The following is a 16400-nucleotide window of genomic DNA, read 5'->3' on the forward strand; positions in this document are numbered from 1 at the left end:
GATAAATATAGAAAAAAGTTGCGGGATTTTTGGTAGATTATTGCGATCGCCCGGCCAGGAATTGTTTCGGTGTCCTCCCCAGCAGGCGCTTGAAACATCGAGTGAAGTGACTTTGGTCGCAAAATCCTACCCGGAAAGCAATATCTGCGATACTAAGTTCGCTCTCTTGCAATAGGTACTTGGCTTTCTGGATGCGGCGCTGCAAGATATACTGGTGGGGTGTTAAGCCCATGCTTTGCTTGAACAGACGTAAAAAGTGATAAGGACTAATTTGGGAGATCGCAGCAAGTTCAAGGAGCTTTACGTCTTCATGAAGATGTTCGTTGATATACTCCGTTATCTGTTGCAGCTTGGGTTTAGATAATCCATCCGTATAGCTAGAAAGTCGAGGTTGCGCGGTACAATAATTCCGCAACAGGTGAATAGCTAATGCGGTTTTGAGACTATCAATCAGCAAATAACCGCCGATTTTGCCAAATTCTAATTCTTGTCTCAAAGCGCCGAATATCCCTTGAATCAGGATATCTTGTTCTGTCATGTAATGAGGGATCAGTTCAATGCGATCGGGATTTACCCAATCTTGAGCGACTTGTTCCAGGAGTGCAGGGGCGATCGCCAAAATGGTAAACTGAGCTAAAGTATTCCAATTGCACCGCTGGGAAATATCCGCCGGAATCACCGCAATGTCTCCCTGATTCCGCGCTTCTGTTTTCAGCTTACCATCCAACCATCGTTCTCCCGATCGCTCTCCCGACACATCAAAAGCAGGACAATAAGCAATAACGTGCCATGTACCTTGATGATCGGGCGTTTCAAACTGCGGCTGTTGATGGTGTTCAAAATATATATTATCCCATCCTGAACTTGTCAGGACAGCAGGCTGAGGCAGCATAAAATCTGTTGCTTTCTCTTGGCTGAAATCAATCAGCTTTACCTCTGGCTCTAATGTTCTCATGTTGCGCTTAAATAGATTGAGAATTCTTTGATTTTGTAGGTGCGTCGCTGTCAGATATTCAAGGGAAAGTTGTAGATTATTGACGAGTGACGACGCACCTTAACCTAGCGGTTTTTTTTCTTAACTGTTTGGCCCAATCATATAAAACACGTTCAGCTTATTCCCATCTAGATCCCGAAAATATCCCACATAAAACCCCGGTAACGTGCCTCTTGACCCCACTGCTCCTTCATCCTTAGCGCCAAGTTCGATCGCTTTGTTATAAACTAAGTTGACTTTTTCTGGACTGTCAACTTGAAGTGCGATCATTACGCCATTACCAACAGTTGCTTCGTTGCCATCAAAGGGTTTTGCAACAGCAAATCCTGGCATCTCTGGAGAAACGCTCCATGCGATAAATCGGTCGAATTCCATGAATCGTTGAGCGCCAATTTCCGCAAGCAAAGTATCATAAAACTTGGCTGCACGTTCAAGATTGTTGGTGCCGACTGTAACGTATCCAATCATATTTTTTGTCCTCTAACTGATGTTAAGATAAAAAAATGTTTGAGCAAATAACAACTGAGTTAAACTGATCCTTAGAAAACCAAAGCTACAACTCAAACATCATTTTACATCATAACTGACACTATCTCGGTGTTGTCCGCTCCCATCATTTATTGCCGATCGCTAATACATTCGGGAGTGTCTCTACTTGGACTGTTGACGATCGCACTTACCGCCTTTGCTTTCATCGCAGCAGCATAGGGCTTTAACAAGGGCAAAACTTCCTGAGCATTTTTAACAGCAGGATCGAGCCACTGTTCCCAATCGCTGTCGGGGAGAATCACCGGCATTCGATCGTGCATCGGCTGCACTGTTTCGTTAGCAGCGGTAGTAATTATACTGCAAGATACAATGTTTTCTTTTTCAGGAGACTCCCAATTTTCCCACAAACCGGCAAAAGCAAAAGGTTCCCCATCTGCCTTTTGAAAATAGTAAGGCTGTTTGTTCTTTCCCTGCTGTTGCCATTCGTAGAAACCGTCAGCGACTATCAAACATCGCCTGTGCTTGATGGCGCTGCGAAAAGCAGGTTTTTCGGCTACAGTTTCCGATCGCGCGTTAATCATCTTGCTGCCTATTTTCATGTCTTTTGCCCAACTTGGAATCAAACCCCAGCGCATAAATTGGAACTGTCGCTGCATTTGCTCTTGAGAAACTGTGACTGTGGCAACTGATTGAGTTGGGGCGATATTGTATCGCGGTTTGATGTCGGGAACTGCCGAAAGTTTGAAGAATTCGGCTATGATTTGACCTGAAGTAGTTAAAGTGTATCGTCCACACATAATTTATAATTGGTATTAACAAAAAGGTAGATTGGGATTTACCGTTGGGCGGGGCGGGTTTTCTAGATTATGCGTGTTAGGCAATGATTGTTGGTAAAACCCGCCCCTACGAGACATCGCGATTTACCGCCCAAGCGGGGCGGGTTTTGGAGATTATTCGTGTTAGGCAAAGATGGTTTGTAAAACCCCACCCTACTAGACATTGCTAAATTGTGGAACATTCGCAGACAACCATTCGGCGCGCAACTTTTCAATCGCTAATTCTTTGAATTTAGCTTCTACTTCAATCCACGGAGCCTGATAATAGCAATTAGGCATTTCTGTAATTAAATCGCTGTGGCGCGGATCGGCAAAAAATTCTCTGCCATTCGATATGTGCACTAATTGCCATTCAGGAACCGACCAACTTGTGCGGGCTGCTGCGAGCATTTCGGCAACGCTGGGATCGTCGTAAGTTTCTAAATGTTCGTGAATGACGTGGTGGTGGGCATCAAAAACCATTGGTACGCCGGTATCGAGACAAACTTCTAAAATTTCCGAGGAACTGTAAGCGTATTCGTCATTTTCAAAGGTTAAGCGCGATCTAATTGATTCGGGTAAATCGCGGATGACTGATTTGAGCTGCGAAGTGCGATCGCTCTTGCCGCCGTGAATGTTCATCAGTGCCTGGGGCGATCGGGGCTGTCCCAACATATCTAAAATTAAAGCATGAGTGGCAAGAATTTTAATGCTGTTTTCAACTACAGAAAGCTTGTCGGAACTGAGGACGACAAATTGATCCGGGTGGAGTACCAAGCGGATGCCCAAAGAAAGAGCGCGATCGCCGATAATCCGCAATTCCTCAGTCATGGAGTGTAGCACTGCTTCCCCCAAATCTGTATCTGCAAAAGGGAACAGTGCGGAAGTCATGCGGTAGAGCTTAATTTGATTAGCACAACAGAAGTCGATCGCTTTGTCAAGCCGTTTTAAGTTGTCTGCATAAAGCTCGCGCAATACAGTTTCTTGTTCAGTTTCCGAAAGCTGTAAAAGTCGCTTCCGCGTGACAGTGCGAAAGCGAACTTCATTGGATGTTGTAATGCAGACTAACCCCAATTCCGGCAATTTGTCTTTTTGAAATAGTTGGTTAATCTCGCTCATTTCTCAATAATTCCTAACTTGAATTTTAGAGGTTAGATAGTTTTGTAGTAAGGACTTTAGTCCTTGGTTCTGAAGCTGTGATATCAATTCCGGCTGTATCGGAATGATTAAACCACAGAGGGCACAGAGGACACAGAGAAAGAGAAGAGAGAGATGATAATTCCGATCTCAACGGATTTGATATGAGGTACTACTGAACCTGCCCGAAGAGTCCGCCGGAGATTCAAATCCCTGGCGGACTATGCAAGTGCAAGATGTAATTAGTACAAACCGGATTTTTATCAAAGATCTAATCAACCGCGTCGCAGATAGCATATCGAGGCCTATTTAATCGATATAACTATTGCTGTTCTTCGCCAGACTCAGCATCTTCGCCGGGTCGCGCGGTGGCAACAGGATTTTCCATTGCTTCGTTATGGAACGGATAACCGGATGTTTCTTGATTTAGCGGGTCAGCGGGTTGGTCGTCAGGGGATGTAATTTGACCGTTTGTGTTGGTATTGGGTTTTGTGGAAGAACCTTTATGGCTGGCGTGACCGCTGCTCATCTTTTTTTCCTCAATTAGGTTTATGGAACAATTTCTAGCTTAGACTTAGCGGCTGCGGGCGATCGCCTATCTTAAGTCAGAGATGTTGCTTAATAGTTGAGGATGCTATAGCACTCCTGGCATAAAGTGTGAAATCTTTCTCTTCTCTTATCAACATCCGCGTCAAGAGAGTCTTCGCGGTTCCTTCACAAAAAAAGCCAGTTGCGCGTTTCCCGAAAGGATTTCTATATCTCCTGATTTTCTCTATTTCCTCTTTCCAATCAACTCCGCAAACGCCCTGATCTGAGAATGCTAATAATCAACCAAAAACCCAAAAAACTTGCCGCCCCAAACAAACCAGTGCTCAGAAAAGATAACTGAGAAGTTTGTGCGTTTGAAGAAATAATTGCCGCCCCCACAATCAGCGAACCCACGACAATACTAAAAGAAAGTCGGTTCGCAGAATCCCCCAGAGTGCGGCGTAGCGGATCGAGTTCTTTTAGTGTCAAGTTCCACTTCAAAGTTTCCGAAGTAACTCGGTCTAAAAGCACTTCCACTTGTCGCGGAGATTGCAAAGATAAGCTTTTGAGATCCAGAGCAGTTCTCAGCAGAGCTTGTATCGGATCATCTCCTAATAACTGACGCCGAAACATATCGGTCATCAGCGGCTTCACCTGCTCTACAATATTAAACCGGGGATTAAAAGAGCGCGCCAGTCCTTCCAAATTAGCGAGAGTTTTTGCATACAAACCGAGATTGCTGGGCAGCCGAATTTTATTTTTGCGGGTGATTTCCAGCACCTCATAAAAAATTTCCGACAAGTTCATTTGCGACAAGCTCACATTGTAATACTTGCGGAGCATTCGAGCTAAATCGTTCTCTAGATTAACTAAACTTGTCGGCTGAGCAAATTCTGCCATTTCCAAAGTTAATTGAGCGCAGCGCTGAGCGTCTAAATCGACAATTGCCAGCAACATTTCGGTCAAATTCTGCTGAGTTCGCGGGTCTAATCTGCCGACCATGCCGCAGTCTAGCAAAGCTATGCGGCCGTCTTTGAGATAAAATAAATTGCCGGGATGCGGGTCTGCGTGAAAGAATCCGTCGATATATAACTGCTGGAAGAAAACGCGGCAAAGCAGCGTTGTAATTTCTTCGCGTTCGGCATTTACATCTCCTTTTTGGCGAATTCCTTGCAAATCGCCTAACAAAATCGGGACTCCGTTCAGCCACTCCATTACTAAGAGTTTTTTTGTAGTTAACTCCCAGTTAATTTCTGGTAGGACAACTTGTGTAGGGTCAAACCATTTACTTTTAGATAAATTGCGGCGCAGTTCGTCTGTGTAGCTGGCTTCTTGAATGAAGTCTAATTCTGCACGCAGGGCGATCGCAAATTCTTCAGCTAGGGCGACAATATCGTATTGTTGACCGAAGTCTGTGAGCATGACAAGTTCTGCCAAACCTCGGAGCACGGCGATATCTTGTTCGATGACAATATCAATACCGGGGCGCTGAACTTTGAGGGCGACTTCGCGACCGTCTTTTAAAGTAGCTTTGTGGGTTTGGGCAATGGAACCTGCGGCGATGGCTTCGGTGTTAAATTTGGCGAAGGTATTTTCGAGAGATTGTGTGAGTTCCAGGCGGACGATTGCTTCTACTTGCGACCACGGTACGGGCGGCACTTCCGCTTGTAGCGTGGAGAGAGTTTCGATATAGCTGGCGGGTAAAAGGTCAGGACGGGTGCTCAGCAATTGACCCAATTTGACAAATACTGGGCCTAATTCGACGAGGATGTTGCGGAGCACTGCTGGAGTTGGGAGACTGGGTGCGTCGGTTTTGCGGCCGGTTAGGAGGCTTTTCATGTAGTCCCAACCGTTGCGGAAGACGACCTCTAGAATTTCTCCTTTGCGAGAATTGTTTTGAACTAGGCTAAACAAGGGGCCTCCGGGTCGATCGGTTTAAGGGCTATATAACTACTAGGATAGCGCTGTTGACCGGGCTGACCAGTGTCTTGGGGAATAACTTGGGCGAAATAGTGGGAATGCGCGTGAGAGCTTTGGGGTGTGGGGGCGATCGGTCTTTGGCTTTGGCATTACTTCTCATAGTAATTTACATTTAAAGCAGACATAATATTTTTATAATTAAATTTATTTAATTGAAAAATTGTGTTAAATACTGGAATGAGTAAGTGATCAAATAACCCGAGTCTAAATGTGTTTAAAACCGTATAAAAGACATGATTGCCATCCAATTTCCTACCAACTCGATCGAATTATCCATCAACTTAACTGACGAGCAATTTTTTCAGCTTTGTCAGAACAACCGCGATTATCAATTTGAACGTACAGCATCCGGGGAATTAATTATTATGCCACCGACAGGCAGTGAAACTAGCAAGCGCAATATGGATCTATCGTATCAACTTCGAGCCTGGAGCCGCCAAAATAATCTAGGAGTTGCCTTCGACTCTTCTGGAGGCTTTACACTCCCCAATGGTGCCGATCGCTCTCCTGATGCTTCTTGGGTCAAAAAAGAACGCTGGGATGCTTTAACACCGGAACAAAAAGACAGTTTTGCTCCTTTGTGTCCTGATTTTGTTGTTGAGTTGCGTTCTCGGACTGATTCCTTGAAGAAACTTCAAGAGAAAATGCAAGAATATATAGAGAACGGTGCTAAATTGGGTTGGTTAATTGACAGGCAAAATCGGCGGGTAGAAATTTATCGCCCCGGTCAAGATGTTGAAATTCTCGAAAATCCTGCCACTCTATCAGGTGAAGATGTACTGCCTGGTTTTGTGTTGAATTTAGAAGAAATTATGTAAATAAGTAAATATTAATGCCCAACACAGATTCAAAAACGAATGCCTGGATAAACAGTGATGAATAGTTGGTGTATCCGCCTTCAGAATCCGTGTCGTGCTGCCTCATTTCACTCTCACAGCAAATCTTTCAATTTCTCATCTTCTCCCAACACTTTAATTACCTGTTTTATCTCTTGCGTCCTATCCTTTTTCACAATCAAAGTTACATTGCCATCTCTGACAACTACGACATCTTCTAAACCAATGGTGACAATCACCTCATTCTCATCGGCTGCATAGAAAATGCCACCTTTCGTATCAATTCCGACGTGTTTTGCTAACTCCACATTCGGCTTATCTCCTTGCAGCAAACGACCGATCGCATTCCAATCTCCCAAATCGTCCCAGCTAAAGCCTACGGGCAGAACACAAGCCTTTTGCGTCTTCTCCATCAGCGCGTAATCGATGCTAATTTTGGGTAATTCCGAGTACGCCTGGGCGCCTTTTGCTTCCAAAGCTGCCATCATTTCCGGTACATGATTTCGCAATTCTGTCAAGACAGTTCCGACTCGAAATACAAAAATTCCGCCGTTCCAACTAAACTTGCCGCTGGCTACAAATTCTTCAGCAGTTGTGCGATCGGGCTTTTCGGTAAACCGCGCCACTCGATAGGCCGGAAAACCCCCAAAACTGCCAATTTCCTCGCCTTGTTCGATGTAGCCGTAGCCGGTGGAAGCATAACTCGGTTTTACTCCCAAAGTGGCGATCGCATCCTGATTGTTCGCCAACTCCGCCGCCGCCTCCAAAGTCTTGATAAACTCCTGTGGTTCCCCAATCCAGTGATCCGCCGGGAAAAAACCCACCACCGCATCCTCACCGTAACGCTTCGCAGTTTCTATAGCAGTCCATGCCACCGCCGGCGCAGTATCCCGGCCCTCCGGTTCCGCCAGCAAATTCTCAGGAGGTAACAGCGGCAACTGTTCGCGAACCCCCGCAGCCAACATTTCCGACGTTACCACCCACAAATCGTCCCAGCCGTTACCTAATGTTAATAGTCTTTCTGCTGTAGCTTGCAGCAAACTCTTGCCGCTACCGTCGAGACTCAAAAACTGCTTGGGGCGCTGTTTGCGACTCAGTGGCCAGAAACGTTCACCTTTACCGCCGGCCAGAATCACAGGAATTAAGGTTCTACTCATTGTTTAAAGTTTAAATAGTTCACGTCCATTTTGCCCTGAGACCCGATATGGTGTTTGTAAAGAATTACTGAGGGAGAATAATGGTTGACTTTTGACTGTTGACTGTCTCACCCGAAATGTAGGGTGCGCCTAGCGCACCTTACCCAATATAAAACAAAAAAACTCTCGTTAAGGAATCATTGAAAATTGCTATAGCGACTAGCAATTAGCCATTACCTATTACTTCGACAATTCGACGTTAAGTTCGTTCACGACACGGCGTTTGAGCGGGATTGATTTTTCTCTGGGCAGCAAGTCAAATACTTTCCGAAAAGCATCATCTACCTGTTCAAATGGTATTTGTCCTTTCTCATTAAACACTACTTTTCCCGATTGGTCGAGGATGACAGTTTGAGGTACGAAACCTTCGTAATAATGGCTTGGTTCGGTGATTTCTGGTGACGGTTGCGGAGGCAAAGAGTCAATTGTTATGGGCATAAAATCGGCTTCGCGACCGTAAAATTCCTGGAGTTGAGAGACGACGATCGCGTATTGCTTGGAGTCGCTGCTGTCATCAGTGTAAAAAACTAACAGTACGGGTTTATGACGTTTGAAAGAATCTGCAATCTTGACTTTAGGAGGAACTAGGGAACCGTTGCCGGCGTAGAGGGCAAATATTGTACCGTCAAAGCGATCGTCCGTAAGAGTTGCCAAGGCTGGGGCCGTTCCGCTTAGCAGTATTAAGCTAAGTGCGATCGCCACTGTTGCAAGACTGGCTGACAAGATTCGCCTCAGCCAGCGGATGCCTGAAGCAGCAGTAACAAGTGAATTTTTGTTCTCAGGAAATATCATAGGTTGTTGGCAGTTGCTGTAAGGAAAGCGAAATCAGATGCAAAAACTTTCCTAAGTTTATCAGCAAAATGTAGGCAAATGTTCTTGAGTAGGTTAAAGTAGTTTCGGCTCGATGATCATAAATTGCTGATAGTGGCGATCGACAAGGCGATTCTACAGGCAGAAGATCACTATTTGCGTTCGGCTTTTCAGCGGCGGACTGGAACTGTCCGCGCCACAATAAAATTTATTTGTGGTGGGGTGAGCTTCTAGCTTGCCAGAAGGGTGCAAGATATTAAATTCAACTGATTACTAGAAACTGACAACTGGGAATTTACAACTAATGATAGTTTTGCTTAACGCACTCCTCGCCCAAACGCCCGCTGCTGATGTTTCCGGGTCTGCTCAAATTAATCTGGTGCAGGCCCTTGTTTTAGGGATTGTACAAGGATTAACAGAGTTTTTGCCCATCAGCAGCAGCGCTCATTTGAAGGTAGTGCCGATCGCCCTGGGATGGGGCGATCCGGGGGTTGCTTATACTGCTGTTATTCAGTTGGGCAGCATTATTGCAGTGCTTTGGTATTTCTGGAAAGACTTGACAAATATAACTGTTGGTGCAGTTGAATCCGTGGTGCGGCGCGACTACAAATCGCAAGAGTTTCAAATGGCGGTAGCACTGGTTTTGGGAACAATACCTATAGTCTTTTTTGGGCTGCTAATCAAGGCATTGGTTCCAGATTTTGACAACTCGCCACTCAGGAGTTTGGCCAGCATCGCCATTGCTTCGATCGTCATGTCGCTACTGTTAGCAACAGCAGAAAAAACTGGCAAGCGCAATCGCACTTATGAAAAGTTAACTGTCTTAGACGGAATTTTTATGGGATTAGCTCAAGCAATTGCATTGATTCCGGGGTGTTCGCGATCGGGTTCCACTCTAACAGCAGGATTGTTCATGGGATTGGAAAGGCCTGCCGCCGCGCGGTTTTCTTTTTTAATGGGAATTCCGGCAATTACTCTGGCTGGATTAGTGGAATTAAAGGGTGATTTGGGACAAGGAATCGGCGATGCTGGAGTTGCAGCTTTGATAGTGGGAACGATTTCGGCATTTGTGTTTTCTTATTTGTCTATCGCGTGGCTAATGAAGTTCCTGCAAACTCAAAAGACGTGGATATTTGTGTTATATCGGCTAGCTTTTGGCGTAGCCATTTTAACGGCGCTCGCAGGTGGGGGGCTGAGAAATATCTAAAACACGACTAACTTGAACCTAATTATAGCCCTTCTCAAGGGCAGTGAGGTATGTTCGGTAATGGGTAATAAAGCAATCGCTCGCCCTAGCACCTTACTCACACTTTTTTGCCCTATATATGCCGTAAGAGCTGCAACTTGACAAGCATGAGAGTTTAAGGCTTTGACAAAGGGATATTCGGCTCTCAATGCTGTATTGTGACGATACATATCTTTTTGTTCCACACCTCGGTTGCCCATCCAAAAACGGACACATTTGTGGCGGACAAACTGAGCGGTTTTAATCGCTTCGTCTGCAGCAGCGTATTGAGTTGTTTTTGCCTTAGCCTTAAACTCTAAAACTATCATTGACGTGGAAAAACTTTACAAAAGTAGCAGTATTGGGCCACGCTGGAGGCGGTAAATCAACTCTCAGCAAGAGATTATCGGACATCACTGGGTTGCCGCTTTACGTCTTGGACAAGATTAAATATTGATCGGGCGGCGTTGAGGTGTCACAGGAAGAATACAAGCACGCCCATCAGGAAATTTTGCAGACTGACAGATGGATTATTGACGGGTTTGGTTGCATGGAAACCGTCTGGCTGCGACTTGATGAGGCGGATACTCTGGTTTATGTCGATCTACCGCTATACGTGCATTCCTGGTTGATGACTAAACGAATGATCTCGGGTTACTTTAATCCGCCCGAAGGCTGGCCAGACAATAGTCCAATATTCAAGGGTTAGATGATTAGTTACCGCGTGCTTTGGTTGTGTCACAAATATTTGACTCCAATGATATCGCGAATATATAGATCGGGAACGAAGTAGCAAAAGTGTTTATCACATCAGATATACTGAACTGATTCGCAATTCAAGATACTTAAAAAACTATAATGGATCAGACATTTCAATTATTAAATTTTGCCATAAATTATCGTTAGAGCTTTTAGGAAATGACTATTCAATGTGGGGAGAAGTTCGTAATGTTATTCAAGGGAGTTATGCCAAAGGGGTAGTATTTGAACCTTACAGTTTTCATCGCTTTACTAGAGAAATCAACAGCAAAAATATTCCCGATGAAATTGCTGAAGAAATTGCTTTGATACCTAGTGAGTATCCAGGTTTCCTAGTGGCTATTGCTGAGATTAAGATGAAGGAAAAAGTTGCCTCTTAGGTAGTGTCTGTAGGTAAAACTGCAATTAAAGGTAAATGGTTTGATCATCTGTAAATCTGTGGTACATTTGCTATCTCCCCAAATGGCTGAGGAATGGTTATCGAGTTTTTGCATATAATAGATTCTACACCAACTACCACGATTCGGCTTTCGCCGACGCTAAGCGATGTCTACCGAAACATTAGTTAACTGGCTCGAATCGACCACCGAATTAGGCATATTATCCCGCGAGATTTTACAGGCGATCGCGCGTGAAATGGAAATGGCAACTTTTCCCCCCGGATTTCGAGTGGTAATTGAAGATACGCCTGTCACTAATCTCTATATTTTAGAACGGGGACAAGCCGATCGCTACCGCAGCAAACAACCGGGATTAATGTGGGCGAGTAGTTTGTTGCCGGGGGCGATCGTGAATTTATCAGCCCTCCAGCGATCGCAACCTGCCGATAGTCGAATTATAACTCGGACAGAATGTCAATTTTGGGTAATTAGTGCCGATCGCTGGCGCAATTTGCTAAAAAGATATCCACGCATTACCGAAGCCTACGCTCAACGCTTGGCAGCGAAATTAGAGCAGTTAGAAGCAGAAATTGCCTACGAACGCGAGCGTCAAAATGCCCTCCGCAGCTATCTAGTACCCAGGGCAAAACGAGGAGTCATTGGCAATAGTCGTTATGCAGTGAAATTGCGCCAACAAATTCGCATGGCATCGAGTGACAGCCGATCGGTATTAATCTCTGGCGAACCTGGTTTAGAAAAAGATAATTTAGCTGCTTTAATTCATTTCGGTTCCCAGCGTCGCAACGAGCCAATTATTCAGATTAAAACTGCTTTACTTCAGAGCAATGGAGCGGAATTATTCGGGCGGTTGGGCGGCAAACCGGGGCTGTTGGAATGGTTGGGAGAAGGGACGTTAATTTTAAATGACGTGCAAGAATTACCCGCTCAATTATGCCCCCAAATTCAGCAATTATTAACCGAGGGAACCTATACGCCCGTTGTCAAGGAAGGACAAATACCGCGACCACCGCGTTCTAGTAAGGCCCGGATAATTTTAATCTCAGAAATTGTGCAGCCCAAGCTAGATAAGCTGACACAACACAAGATTAAAGTCCCATCCTTGCGGGTGCGAAAAGCAGATTTAGAGGCACAAGTCAACTATTATCTCAATATCATTGGTCGCCAAAAGAAATTAGTCAAGCCCCAAGTTACACCGGAAGCAATTCGCCGCTTACAAGCCTACGATTTTCCAGGGAACTTGCAGGAATTGCAGGGAATGGTCGATCGCGCCTTAGTTCAAGCACAGGGGAGTCAGGTATTAACGGAAGAAGTGTTTTGGGCACAGGCAGCGAAGAAACAAAAGTTTCGCCTGAATTTATTAAATATTTATCCAAAATTTCGGCAATTTTTACGGAGCGATTGGTATCCCGATCGCGTGAATTATTGGTTTACCACCTGGGTGTTTGCATTGGTGGTAATTATCCTGTTTGTTGCTCCCCAAGATCGACAACATAATTTTGCCCTAAATATCTTTTGGGCGTGGTGGTGGCCGTTAATTTTATTATTATTCCCCATCATCGGGCGATTGTGGTGTGCTTTTTGCCCTTTTATGATTTATGGGGAAATCGTCCAAAAATTATCGCTAAAAATTTTCCCTCGAACTCTCAATAAATGGCCGCGCCAACAAGCCGAAAAATGGGGTGGCTGGCTTCTATTTGGACTATTTACTCTGATATTTCTGTGGGAAGAGTTGTGGAATTTAGAAAATACCGCCTATTTATCCAGTTGTTTGTTGTTGCTCATCACCGCCGGAGCGGTAGTTTTTTCCCTAATCTTCGAGAGGCGATTTTGGTGTCGTTATTTATGCCCGATCGGGGGAATGAATGGATTATTTGCTAAACTCTCAATTATCGAACTTCGCGCCCAACAAGGAACCTGCGGGGCGGAATGCAGCACCTACCAATGTTACAAAGGCGGCCCCGGCTTGGGGGAAGGATTAACTACTAATGGCTGTCCGATTTATTCCCATCCCGCCCAATTAACCGATAATAAAGATTGCGTGTTGTGCATGACTTGCTTAAAAGCTTGTCCGCATCGATCGGTAGAATTAAATCTGCGCCCTCCCGGCATCGAATTATGGACTACCCACGTTCCTCACAGTTATGAAGTTGCCCTGTTATTTCTATTATTAGGCGGTATCTATCTCCATCGCTTGCCGGAGATAAATAGTTGGTTGGGGCTGGGCATCAATTTAGAGCAATTTTTACCTCATTTAGGACTGTCGATCGCAGTGTTAATTATCCCGCCGATCATTCCCCTAATTGCCTACGCAATCATGCAGGCAATTTATCGATTGGGACAAGCAGAAACCATGCCATTTACAACCTACAAACCCCTCTCATTTGTATCTCTCGCCTACGGTTATTTACCCTTAGTCTGGGGCGGTAGTTTGGCTCACTATTGGCGATTGGGATTGCAGGAAGGCGGCCGATTGATTCCCGTAACTTTTGCCACTTTCGGACAAATGAGAGACGATTTACCGAGTTTTATTGGCGATCCAGCGGTGATTAGTTTCTTGCAAGGTTTAACTTTGATTGTATCATTATTAGTTACAATATTTGTGACTCAAAAAATTGCCAAGCGCTCAATTAAATCTTTGATTCCGCAACATTTAGCGAGTTTGTGCCTGATGCTGAGTTTGTGGTATGCGATCGTAGGAACCTGAGAGGGAGTATGCGCGATATATTACTTTGAGTTTTAATTTTTTACTTGCTCTGACCAATTTAAGAGCAGGCTTCTTGCTGACAGGTACAGCAAAACACCATTAAAAAGGTGCCAGAAGAAATGAGTCCCTGGTGAAAACAAAGGGCAAATTGCCCGATCGCCAAATTCAGCCTAGACAAGTTAAACTGTAAACATTCTCCGCTAGCCACATCCTAAACTATGACCGCACATCAGGAATCCATCATCGACCAGTTCACTCGTCAGGCAATCCCCTTCTCTAAATTGTACGCTCACACCAATCAAGAGTCTCTGTACCTGCTGAGAGAAATGGCGAGTGTATCTGACAAAGACACAGTTTTAGATGTTGCTTGCGGTTCAGGTATTGTTAGTTGTGCTTTTGCGGAAGTTGCCAGTCACGTTACTGGCATTGATATCACACCAGCGATGCTCGAACAAGCCCAGATTCTGGCGCAACAGAAAAACTTGATTAATCTGTCCTGGCAACAAGGAGATATTGAAACACTACCATTTCCCGATGCTACTTTTTCTATTGTTCTGAGTCGTTACGCTTTCCATCATTTTTTGCAGCCAGATGTTGTTCTATCAGAGATGGTTCGCGTATGTCGTCCAGGTGGTCGAATCCTGATTGCTGATGTTGCTTTGCCACCGGATAAAGTGAATGCTTATGACCGGATTGAGAAGTTGCGCGATCCCTCTCATACTCGCGCCTTGACTCTGGAAGAGTTTCCAAAATTAGTCGCAGATGCCAATCTTCAAAATGTTAAATTGGCTTTTTACAAGGTAGAACTTGGACTAGAACAACAGTTAGCTGCTTCTTTTCCCAACCCCGGCGATGACCAGAAAATCAGAGAAATTTTTAGAGAGGATATTGGTGTTGATAGTCTCGGAATTGGCGCGCATTTTCGAGGCGAGAAAATTCATTATGCGGTTCCAATCGCTGTCATCGTTGGCGATAAAATAGCCTAAGTTTTATCAATTCAAAACAAGTGTAACAGAGTCCCACTAATAACAAATAACTAATTGGGAATCACTAATAAATATGAGCGAATTATCAACCCGACCAGCCCTAATCACCAAAGTTATCCCCGACAGCATCGGCGCCGAAATCGGATTTGAACCCGGAGACTCAATCGTCGCCGTCAACGGTCAAAAACCCCGTGACTTGATCGACTATCAATTCCTGTGTTCCGATGAATTTCTCGAACTAGAAGTATTAGACAGTAAAGGCAAAACTCACAAGTTAGAAATCGAAAAAGAGTACGACGAAGACTTGGGAGTGGAATTTGAAACTGCTCTCTTCGATGGACTAATTCAGTGCAACAACCGCTGCCCTTTTTGCTTTATCGACCAACAACCACCGGGAAAGCGAGAAACTTTGTATCTCAAAGATGATGACTACCGACTTAGTTTTCTTTATGGTAGCTATCTCACTCTGACCAATCTGACTCAAAAAGAGTGGGAGAGAATCGAGCAAATGCGGCTTTCTCCTCTCTATGTTTCCGTGCACGCTACCGAACCGGAAGTACGAATTAGGCTGTTAAAAAATCTCCGCGCTGGCCAGATTCTCGAACAAATCAAATGGTTTCAAGAACGCCGCTTGCAAATTCACGCTCAAGTAGTTGTTTGTCCCGGTATTAATGACGGCGAACATTTAGAACGCACTTTGTTAGATTTGGCAAAATTCCATACCGGAAATATTCCCGCTGTAGCATCGGTGGCTGTAGTGCCGGTGGGTTTAACTCGCTTTCGCCCCGCAGAAGATGAACTGAGCGCAGTAACTGCGGAAAAAGCGCGAGAAGTAATTGAGCAAGTGCAGAAAATTCAAGTGCTTTTAAGTAAAAGAAAAGGTGGTCAAAAGGCGAAAAAGCAGAATGCAAAATCGCGCTGTATTTGGCTGGCTGACGAGTGGTTTTTAATAGCGGGTTTAGATTTGCCGTCGGCTGCTGATTACGAAGATTATCCCCAAATTGGTAATGGTGTGGGTTCGATTCGGCAGTTTATCCAGCAGTTTGAAACGGCTTTTGAGAAGCTGCAACCGATGCAAGTCGAACCCCCGCGCAAGTTAGTTTGGGTGGTGGGGAATGCTGTAGAAAAAGCTTTTGAGCCGATCGTACAACAACTAAACCAAATTCCCGGCTTGTCCGTCAACATGGCAGCACTGTGCAGCCACTACTGGGGACAAACTATCACTGTCACAGGTTTGCTCACGGGGCAAGATTTGCTCGAAGCTTTGCAGGGGCGAGACTTGGGAGATGGCATCCTGCTGCCGTCGGTGATGCTAAAACAGGGGGAACCGCGTTTTCTAGACGACATGACCCTCGAACAGCTTGCCAGCTCGCTGAAAACCCGGATTTTGCCGGTGAGCGGAGTAGAGGAACTAATCTCGGCGGCGATCGGTCTGGCAACTGCTGAGGTTGAATTGTAAATTTTGAATCGAACATTCAAAAGTTAAGATGAGTAGGGTAATTCTGACTTGTAACTGGCGAGTTTAGGCTACAAACTAGAA

General features: G+C 44.9%; 16 protein-coding genes. 7 read left to right on the top strand and 9 right to left on the bottom strand.

Annotated features, from left to right (window positions below):
• Positions 1-37: 37 nt before the first annotated feature.
• From QUB37_RS16935 to QUB37_RS16960, 6 genes are all read right to left on the bottom strand, one after another.
• Positions 38-955, bottom strand: a complete 918-nt coding sequence (locus tag QUB37_RS16935; protein ID WP_333164004.1) for an AraC family transcriptional regulator — start codon at positions 953-955, stop codon at positions 38-40.
• A gap of 120 nt (positions 956-1075) precedes the next feature.
• The gene (locus QUB37_RS16940; RefSeq protein ID WP_333164006.1) at positions 1076-1462 is read right to left on the bottom strand and encodes a VOC family protein; all 387 of its coding nucleotides are present in this window, start codon (positions 1460-1462) and stop codon (positions 1076-1078) included.
• A 149-nt stretch (positions 1463-1611) separates the two neighbouring features.
• Positions 1612-2280, bottom strand: coding sequence for an SOS response-associated peptidase (locus QUB37_RS16945; protein ID WP_333164009.1), 669 nt, complete (start codon positions 2278-2280; stop codon positions 1612-1614).
• Positions 2281-2475: 195 nt separating this feature from the next.
• The gene (gene uvsE, locus QUB37_RS16950; protein ID WP_333164013.1) at positions 2476-3417 is read right to left on the bottom strand and encodes a UV DNA damage repair endonuclease UvsE; all 942 of its coding nucleotides are present in this window, start codon (positions 3415-3417) and stop codon (positions 2476-2478) included.
• Between the two features lie 340 nt (positions 3418-3757).
• Positions 3758-3964: a hypothetical protein gene (locus QUB37_RS16955; RefSeq protein WP_333164016.1), complete on the bottom strand. Its 207-nt coding sequence runs from the start codon at positions 3962-3964 to the stop codon at positions 3758-3760.
• 260 nt (positions 3965-4224) lie between these two features.
• On the bottom strand, positions 4225-5877 hold the full coding sequence (locus QUB37_RS16960) for an AarF/ABC1/UbiB kinase family protein (protein ID WP_333164019.1): 1653 nt from the start codon (positions 5875-5877) through the stop codon (positions 4225-4227).
• 299 nt (positions 5878-6176) lie between these two features.
• Between QUB37_RS16960 and QUB37_RS16965 the strand changes: the two genes are divergently transcribed.
• Positions 6177-6761, top strand: coding sequence for a Uma2 family endonuclease (locus QUB37_RS16965; protein ID WP_333164021.1), 585 nt, complete (start codon positions 6177-6179; stop codon positions 6759-6761).
• A 113-nt stretch (positions 6762-6874) separates the two neighbouring features.
• Here QUB37_RS16965 and QUB37_RS16970 read toward each other — a convergent pair whose 3' ends face one another.
• Both QUB37_RS16970 and QUB37_RS16975 read right to left on the bottom strand, forming a co-directional pair.
• Positions 6875-7936: a mannose-1-phosphate guanylyltransferase gene (locus tag QUB37_RS16970; RefSeq protein ID WP_333164023.1), complete on the bottom strand. Its 1062-nt coding sequence runs from the start codon at positions 7934-7936 to the stop codon at positions 6875-6877.
• 219 nt (positions 7937-8155) lie between these two features.
• On the bottom strand, positions 8156-8767 hold the full coding sequence (locus QUB37_RS16975; protein ID WP_333164025.1) for a thylakoid membrane photosystem I accumulation factor: 612 nt from the start codon (positions 8765-8767) through the stop codon (positions 8156-8158).
• Between the two features lie 322 nt (positions 8768-9089).
• Here QUB37_RS16975 and QUB37_RS16980 point away from each other — a divergent pair, with 322 nt between their 5' ends.
• The gene (locus tag QUB37_RS16980; protein WP_333164027.1) at positions 9090-9992 is read left to right on the top strand and encodes an undecaprenyl-diphosphate phosphatase; all 903 of its coding nucleotides are present in this window, start codon (positions 9090-9092) and stop codon (positions 9990-9992) included.
• On the opposite strand, the gene QUB37_RS16985 is transcribed toward QUB37_RS16980, so the two are convergent.
• On the bottom strand, positions 9989-10339 hold the full coding sequence (locus tag QUB37_RS16985; protein ID WP_333164029.1) for a hypothetical protein: 351 nt from the start codon (positions 10337-10339) through the stop codon (positions 9989-9991). The genes QUB37_RS16980 and QUB37_RS16985 overlap by 4 nt on opposite strands.
• A gap of 143 nt (positions 10340-10482) precedes the next feature.
• On the opposite strand from QUB37_RS16985, the gene QUB37_RS16990 reads away from it, so the two are divergent.
• The 5 genes from QUB37_RS16990 to QUB37_RS17010 all read left to right on the top strand — a co-directional run bounded on the left by QUB37_RS16990 (position 10483) and on the right by QUB37_RS17010 (position 16319).
• On the top strand, positions 10483-10719 hold the full coding sequence (locus QUB37_RS16990) for a hypothetical protein (protein WP_333164031.1): 237 nt from the start codon (positions 10483-10485) through the stop codon (positions 10717-10719).
• A 220-nt stretch (positions 10720-10939) separates the two neighbouring features.
• Positions 10940-11149 carry a hypothetical protein gene (locus QUB37_RS16995; RefSeq protein ID WP_333164035.1) on the top strand — a complete coding sequence of 70 codons (210 nt, stop codon included), beginning with the start codon at positions 10940-10942 and terminating at the stop codon, positions 11147-11149.
• A 166-nt stretch (positions 11150-11315) separates the two neighbouring features.
• Entirely contained in the window at positions 11316-13874 is a 2559-nt protein-coding gene (locus tag QUB37_RS17000; protein ID WP_333164037.1) for a sigma 54-interacting transcriptional regulator, read from the top strand.
• A gap of 218 nt (positions 13875-14092) precedes the next feature.
• Positions 14093-14860 (top strand): methyltransferase domain-containing protein, encoded by a 768-nt coding sequence (locus QUB37_RS17005; protein ID WP_333164040.1) that lies wholly within the window; start codon positions 14093-14095, stop codon positions 14858-14860.
• A 73-nt stretch (positions 14861-14933) separates the two neighbouring features.
• Positions 14934-16319, top strand: coding sequence for a TIGR03279 family radical SAM protein (locus QUB37_RS17010; RefSeq protein ID WP_333164043.1), 1386 nt, complete (start codon positions 14934-14936; stop codon positions 16317-16319).
• The last annotated feature ends 81 nt before the right edge of the window (positions 16320-16400 follow it).

The sequence above is a fragment of the Microcoleus sp. AT3-A2 genome, from assembly GCF_036705685.1.
In the GTDB taxonomy this organism is placed as follows: domain Bacteria; phylum Cyanobacteriota; class Cyanobacteriia; order Cyanobacteriales; family Microcoleaceae; genus Microcoleus.

Excerpts from the sequence above, each read along its gene's own strand:
- QUB37_RS16935 (WP_333164004.1), bottom strand. The coding sequence starts at position 955 with ATGAGAACATTAGAGCCAGAGGTAAAGCTGATTGATTTCAGCCAAGAG.
- QUB37_RS16940 (WP_333164006.1), bottom strand. The coding sequence starts at position 1,462 with ATGATTGGATACGTTACAGTCGGCACCAACAATCTTGAACGTGCAGCC.
- QUB37_RS16945 (WP_333164009.1), bottom strand. The coding sequence starts at position 2,280 with ATGTGTGGACGATACACTTTAACTACTTCAGGTCAAATCATAGCCGAA.
- uvsE (WP_333164013.1), bottom strand. The coding sequence starts at position 3,417 with ATGAGCGAGATTAACCAACTATTTCAAAAAGACAAATTGCCGGAATTG.
- QUB37_RS16955 (WP_333164016.1), bottom strand. The coding sequence starts at position 3,964 with ATGAGCAGCGGTCACGCCAGCCATAAAGGTTCTTCCACAAAACCCAAT.
- QUB37_RS16965 (WP_333164021.1), top strand. The coding sequence starts at position 6,177 with ATGATTGCCATCCAATTTCCTACCAACTCGATCGAATTATCCATCAAC.
- QUB37_RS16970 (WP_333164023.1), bottom strand. The coding sequence starts at position 7,936 with ATGAGTAGAACCTTAATTCCTGTGATTCTGGCCGGCGGTAAAGGTGAA.
- QUB37_RS16975 (WP_333164025.1), bottom strand. The coding sequence starts at position 8,767 with ATGATATTTCCTGAGAACAAAAATTCACTTGTTACTGCTGCTTCAGGC.
- QUB37_RS16980 (WP_333164027.1), top strand. The coding sequence starts at position 9,090 with ATGATAGTTTTGCTTAACGCACTCCTCGCCCAAACGCCCGCTGCTGAT.
- QUB37_RS16985 (WP_333164029.1), bottom strand. The coding sequence starts at position 10,339 with ATGATAGTTTTAGAGTTTAAGGCTAAGGCAAAAACAACTCAATACGCT.
- QUB37_RS16995 (WP_333164035.1), top strand. The coding sequence starts at position 10,940 with ATGTGGGGAGAAGTTCGTAATGTTATTCAAGGGAGTTATGCCAAAGGG.
- QUB37_RS17000 (WP_333164037.1), top strand. The coding sequence starts at position 11,316 with ATGTCTACCGAAACATTAGTTAACTGGCTCGAATCGACCACCGAATTA.
- QUB37_RS17005 (WP_333164040.1), top strand. The coding sequence starts at position 14,093 with ATGACCGCACATCAGGAATCCATCATCGACCAGTTCACTCGTCAGGCA.
- QUB37_RS17010 (WP_333164043.1), top strand. The coding sequence starts at position 14,934 with ATGAGCGAATTATCAACCCGACCAGCCCTAATCACCAAAGTTATCCCC.